Below are 6,000 nucleotides of genomic sequence, written 5' to 3' on the forward strand. Positions count from 1 at the left end.
GAGGGGAAACTCCCGGCCGGGCCGTCGCGTCATTCCCTGCATGAACACGGAGATTCGCAGGTCGGGGCCCCAGCAGCAGCCCGGGGGCTGCCTCACCGGAGTGGCACGCGTGATCGCCCTCGTGGTCGTCCTGCCGGTCCGGCTCGTCTGGGACGCCCTGGCCTTCTGCCTGAGGCAGCTGTGGCGCTGGGTGCTCGCCCCGATCGGCCGAGTCCTCGGCCTGCTGATCGAGTACCTGCTCGTCATCCCGCTGCGGTGGCTGTGGGAGTGGGTCCTCGCCCCCCTCGGCAGGGCCCTCCGGTGGCTGACCGACCTCCTGGTCGTCACCCCCCTGCGATGGCTCTGGCGCTGGGTCCTCCTCCCCGTCCTCAAGGCCCTGTGGTGGGTCGTCGACCTGCTGCTCGTCACCCCGCTCAGCTGGCTCTGGCGGCACGTCCTCGCCCCCGTCGGCCGAGCGGTCGGCGCGGCCCTGGCCTGGGCCTGGCGGATGGCCGGACGGATCTCCCGGGCCGTCGGCCTGGCGGTCGGATGGCTCCTGTGGCACGCGATCGGCCGTCCCCTCGCCTGGGTGTACCGGGTGATCCTCACGCCCCTCGGCCACTGGCTGCGCACCTGGGTGTGGCGTCCCCTCGCCACCGCCGGGCGCGCCGTCCGCGACGCGGCCCGGGAGGTGCGCGTCGCCCTCTTCGGCGGGGCGTCCCGCTGACCTCGGGGAACCGGAGGTGGCTCGGGCGCGTACTCTGGGTAGTACAACGAACGTCCCCGGCGTGGCGCCCGCCCCCGAGATCTCCCCGCGAAAGCGGGGGTGAACCGGGCGGGACCCCCAGGGCGACCCTGACATCTCGTGGACGGCGCCACCCGCGCCGCCCCGCACCGAGGAGAAGAACCACTGGGCAAGCGACAGCCCGAAGGCCCGCCGCCCGCACCGGCGGTGCAGCGCATCCGACTGCGCTACACCAAGCGCGGCCGCCTCCGGTTCACCAGCCACCGTGACTTCCAGCGCGCCTTCGAGCGTGCCCTGCGCCGTGCCGAGGTGCCCATGGCGTACTCGGCCGGATTCACCCCGCACCCCAAGGTGTCGTACGCCAACGCCGCCCCGACGGGTACGGGCTCCGAGGCCGAATACCTGGAGATCGCCCTCACCGCGACGCGCGACCCGGAGCACCTGCGGGTCCTGCTCGACGAGTCCCTCCCGGCCGGCCTCGACATCACCGACGCCGTCGAGGCCCGGACCTCGGGCCTCGCCGACCGGCTCACCGCCTCCGTGTGGGAGCTGCGGCTCGAAGGCGTCACCGTCGAGGACGCCCAGAAGGCCGTCGAGGCGTTTCTCGCGGCCGAGACCGTGGAAGTACAGCGCAAGACCAAGAACGGCGTCCGTACCTTCGACGCGCGTTCCGCGGTCACCGAGCTGACGGCGACCCGTCCCCCGGGTGATCCCCAGGGTGATGGGCCGCTGGACACCGCCTGTGCGATACTGCGGCTGGTTGTTCGGCACGTGACACCTGCCGTGCGACCCGACGACGTCCTGTCCGGTCTCCGAGCCGTGGCCGACCTGGCGCCGCCGGTCCCCGCTGCGGTGACCAGGCTGGCGCAGGGGCTCTTCGACGAGGAGTCCGGCACGGTGACCGACCCGCTCGCGCCCGACCGCGAGGCAGTCACGGCCGCATCTACCACGGCCGCCGCGACCGCCTCTGCGACGGCGCCGGGTACCGGCATCGCGTAGGGAGCGGTCGCCGTAGCGCAGCCCTGGCACTCGGGAGCCACCTGGGTCGGGCCGCGCACTGACCAGAAGACTTTCGCCAGGCCGTCCGCACAGGGCGTACGGAACCGGCGAGCCAGACATAGAGCTCCCGTGCGGCGCCCGCGCCCCGGACGGCGGCACCGCGCCACAGGCGCGACCGTGCCGCCGGACCGGAACCAGGCGCGGCGCCCGGGAGCGTGACGGGAGAACCCCGCATGCTCGAGTCCAACGAAGACACCAACGCCCCCGGTGACAAGCTGCCGCCGCGCCGCAGGCGCCGCGCCGCTTCCCGCCCCGCCGGTCCGCCGGTGACGGGTGACGCCGCAGGCCCCACCGAGACCGCCGAGACCCCGGCCGTCGAGAGCTCCGCCGTGGAGGCCGCCCCGGCCGCCGAGGCCGAGGCCGCACCCGCGCCGCGCACCCGCCGCCGCGCCACCCGCAAGGCCACCGCGCCCGCCGCGGAGACCCCGGAACCGGTCGTGGAGACCCCGGCCGTCGCCGAGGTCGCGGAGGAGGCCCCCGAGGCCGCCCCCGCCCGCCCGCGCCGCCGCGCCACCCGCAAGGCCACCTCGCCGGTGACCGCCACGGCCGCCCCGGCCCCCGTGGAGGAGCCCGCGCAGGCCGTGGTCCCCCAGGCCGCCGAGGCCGTCGCTGACGAGGAGGCCCCCGAGGCCGCCCCGCCGGCCCGTACCCGCCGTCGGGCCACCCGTAAGGCCACCGCTCCGGCCGGTGCGCCCGCCGCCGTCGAGGAGACTTCGGCCGAGGCCCCCGCCCCGGAGCCGGTCGTGGAGGCCGCCGAGGTCGCGGAGGAGGCCGCCGCGCCCGCCCCGCGCGCCCGCCGCCGTGCCACTCGCAAGACCACGTCGCCCGAGGCGAGCACCGGGGCGACCACGCCCCCCGAGGCGGCCAGCACCCCCGAGGCGGGCGCCGAGACCGCCACCGGCGAGTCGCTTCCCCCGGCCGCCGTCGCGCAGATCGCCGCCGACGAGGCCGAGGTCACCGCCGCCGAGACGGCCGCCACCCGTGGCCGCGGCCGCCGTCGCGCGGCTTCTCCGCAGTTCACCGCCGAGCCGGCCCCGGCCCGCGAGCCGCGCCGTGCCGCGCGCCCCTCCGTCGCCGTCTTCCAGGCCCCGGTCTTCACCGAGCCGATGTTCCAGACCCCGGAGACCGCTGCCGCGGCCGCCGCCGCCGGTGTGGTGGAGCCCGAGGACGACGAGCTGACCGAGACGGTCGAGACCGTCGAGGCCGAGGCCGTGGAGGCCCCCGAGCCCGCGGAGCGCGCCGAGTCGGGCTCCCGCCGTCGCCGTCGCCGCCGGGGCGAGGCCGTCGCCGTCGAGCCCGTCCCGGCCACCGTGGCCGACGAGCCCGAGGTCGAGGCCGTGGCGGACGAGATCGACGAGGCCGAGGAGGCCGACGACACGGACGAGTACGAGGACCGTCCGTCCCGCCGTCGCCGCCGGGGCGGCCGTCGCCGCCGTCGCGGTGAGCTCGCCGAGGTCGAGGAGACCGAGGAGGGCGACGAGCCGCGCTCCGACGAGTCCGACGAGACCGACGAGTCCGAGGACGGCGACGAGGAGTCGGACGAGGCCGAGGCCTTCGGCGGCGGTTCCAGCAGCTCCCGCCGTCGCCGTCGCCGCCGCCGTCGCAGCGGGGACGCCGCCGCCGACGTCGAGGGCGCCGACGAGGAGGGCGTCCGTACGGTCGTCAAGGTCCGCGAGCCCCGCCCGGCCCGCGAGAAGGCCGAGCCCGGCACCGGCGCCGACGAGGTCCAGTCCATCAAGGGCTCGACCCGCCTGGAGGCCAAGAAGCAGCGCCGCCGCGAGGGCCGCGAGCAGGGCCGCCGTCGCGTCCCGATCATCACCGAGGCCGAGTTCCTCGCCCGCCGCGAGGCCGTCGAGCGAGTGATGGTCGTCCGCCAGAACGGCGAGCGCACCCAGATCGGCGTCCTCGAGGACAACGTGCTCGTCGAGCACTACGTCAACAAGGAGCAGGCCACCTCGTACGTCGGCAACGTCTACCTGGGCAAGGTCCAGAACGTGCTGCCGTCGATGGAGGCCGCCTTCGTCGACATCGGCAAGGGCCGCAACGCCGTCCTGTACGCCGGCGAGGTCAACTTCGAGGCGCTCGGCATGGGCCACGGCCCGCGCCGCATCGAGACCGCCCTCAAGTCCGGCCAGCCGGTCCTCGTCCAGGTGACGAAGGACCCGATCGGCCACAAGGGCGCCCGGCTGACCAGCCAGGTCTCGCTGCCCGGTCGCTACCTCGTGTACGTGCCCGAGGGCTCGATGACCGGTATCAGCCGCAAGCTCCCGGACACCGAGCGCTCCCGCCTCAAGACCATCCTCAAGAAGATCGTCCCCGAGGACGCGGGCGTCATCGTGCGCACCGCCGCCGAGGGCGCGAGCGAGGACGAGCTGCGCCGTGACGTCGAGCGACTGCAGGCGCAGTGGGAGGACATCCAGAAGAAGGCGAAGAGCGGCAACGCGCCGACGCTGCTCTACGGCGAGCCGGACATGACCGTCCGGGTCGTCCGCGACATCTTCAACGAGGACTTCTCGAAGGTCATCGTCAGCGGCGACGACGCCTGGGAGACCATCCACGGGTACGTCCACCACGTCGCCCCCGACCTGACCGACCGCCTGTCCAGGTGGACGAGCGAGGTCGACGTCTTCGCGACGTACCGGATCGACGAGCAGCTCATGAAGGCGCTGGACCGCAAGGTATGGCTGCCGAGCGGCGGCTCGCTGGTGATCGACAAGACCGAGGCGATGATCGTCGTCGACGTCAACACCGGCAAGTTCACCGGGCAGGGCGGCAACCTCGAAGAGACCGTGACGAGGAACAACCTCGAAGCGGCCGAGGAGATCGTCCGCCAGCTGCGGCTGCGCGACCTCGGCGGCATCGTCGTCATCGACTTCATCGACATGGTCCTCGAGTCCAACCGCGATCTGGTGCTGCGCCGCCTCCTGGAGTGCCTGGGCCGTGACCGGACCAAGCACCAGGTGGCCGAGGTCACCTCGCTGGGCCTGGTCCAGATGACCCGCAAGCGGGTCGGCCAGGGCCTCCTGGAGTCCTTCTCCGAGACCTGTGTCCACTGCAACGGCCGCGGTGTCATCGTGCACATGGAGCAGCCGACCACCGCCGGTGGGGGTGGCGGCGGCAAGCGTTCGAAGAAGCGCGGCCGCGGCGGCGCCGAGCACGGCCACGAGCACGAGCACGAGCACGCCGAGGCCACGGAGACCGACGTCGAGGCCCTGGTCGAGACCGAGGCCGAGGTCGCAGCCGAGCTGGCCGCCCCGGTGGCCCTGCCGGAGCCGATCGCCCCCGACGAGGAGCTGTACGGCTCCGTCGCCGAGGCGGAGGCCGCCGCCACGCGCGGTCGTGGCCGCCGTCGTGCCACCCGCCGGGTGTCCGCGCCGGTCGCCCCGAGGCCGGTCGTGGAGACGGAGACGGTGGAGTACGAGGCGAAGCCGCAGCCCGTCGCGGCGGCCGAGCCGGTCGCGTCGCCGGAGCCGGTGGTGGAGCAGCCGGCGGCCGAGCCGGAGCCCGTCGTGGCGCCCGAGCCGGTGGCCGAGGAGACCGCTGCCGCGGCTCCCCGAGGCCGTCGCCGTGCCACGCGCCGGGCGACCTCCCCGGTCGTCTCGACCACGGAGCAGGCCGCCGAGCCGATCGTCGTCGAGCCGGTCGTCGAGGCCGCGGCCCCCGAGCCGGTCGTCGAGGCCGCCCCGGAGCCGGAGCCGGTCGTCGAGCCCGTCGTCGAGGAGGCCCCCGTGGCCGCCCCGCCGCGTGCCCGCCGCCGGGTGGTCCGCAAGGCCACCGCGCCCGCCGGTTCGCCCTCGGGCGCCGAGGACGCCGCCGCCGTCGTCGTGGTGACCACGGCCCCGGCCGAGGCCTCCGGCGCGCCGGTCGAGGCCGACGCCGAGGCGTCCGGCGACGCCGAGGCCGCGCCCGCCAAGAAGACGGCGGCGCGCAAGTCCGCGGCGAAGAAGACCACGGCCAAGAAGGCCGCCACCAAGAAGACGGCGGCGACCAAGAAGACCGCGGCGAAGAAGACCACCACCGCCAAGAAGGCCCCGGCGAAGAAGGCGGCGGAGAAGACCGCCGCTCCTTCCCAGGACTGACCGGCGGGTACGGGCCCCCTAGGGGGGCCGGGGGCGGCCCCCTCCCCCAGGGCGGACTTGTCCGTCCGAGGGACCCCCCCGGGACCGAGACCCGCGGCCGGGCGGGGGACGCGCGCCGCCGGGGAGAACAAACCAACC

The 6,000-nt window shown here is 75.2% G+C and carries 3 protein-coding genes; all 3 read left to right on the plus strand.

What is annotated here, in order from left to right; translation table 11 throughout:
• The first annotated feature begins 40 nt into the window (after positions 1-40).
• The 3 genes from ACFWV2_RS29505 (at position 41) to ACFWV2_RS29515 (ending at position 5,862) form a co-directional block, all read left to right on the plus strand.
• Positions 41-706 (plus strand): hypothetical protein, encoded by a 666-nt coding sequence (locus ACFWV2_RS29505; protein WP_384409532.1) that lies wholly within the window; start codon positions 41-43, stop codon positions 704-706.
• A gap of 225 nt (positions 707-931) precedes the next feature.
• On the plus strand, positions 932-1,723 hold the full coding sequence (locus ACFWV2_RS29510; RefSeq protein ID WP_384409587.1) for a TIGR03936 family radical SAM-associated protein: 792 nt from the start codon (positions 932-934) through the stop codon (positions 1,721-1,723).
• A 233-nt stretch (positions 1,724-1,956) separates the two neighbouring features.
• Positions 1,957-5,862 (plus strand): Rne/Rng family ribonuclease, encoded by a 3,906-nt coding sequence (locus tag ACFWV2_RS29515; protein WP_384409534.1) that lies wholly within the window; start codon positions 1,957-1,959, stop codon positions 5,860-5,862.
• Positions 5,863-6,000: the final 138 nt, after the last annotated feature.

The sequence above is a fragment of the Streptomyces sp. NPDC058671 genome (genome assembly GCF_042716475.1).
Lineage (GTDB): Bacteria > Actinomycetota > Actinomycetes > Streptomycetales > Streptomycetaceae > Streptomyces.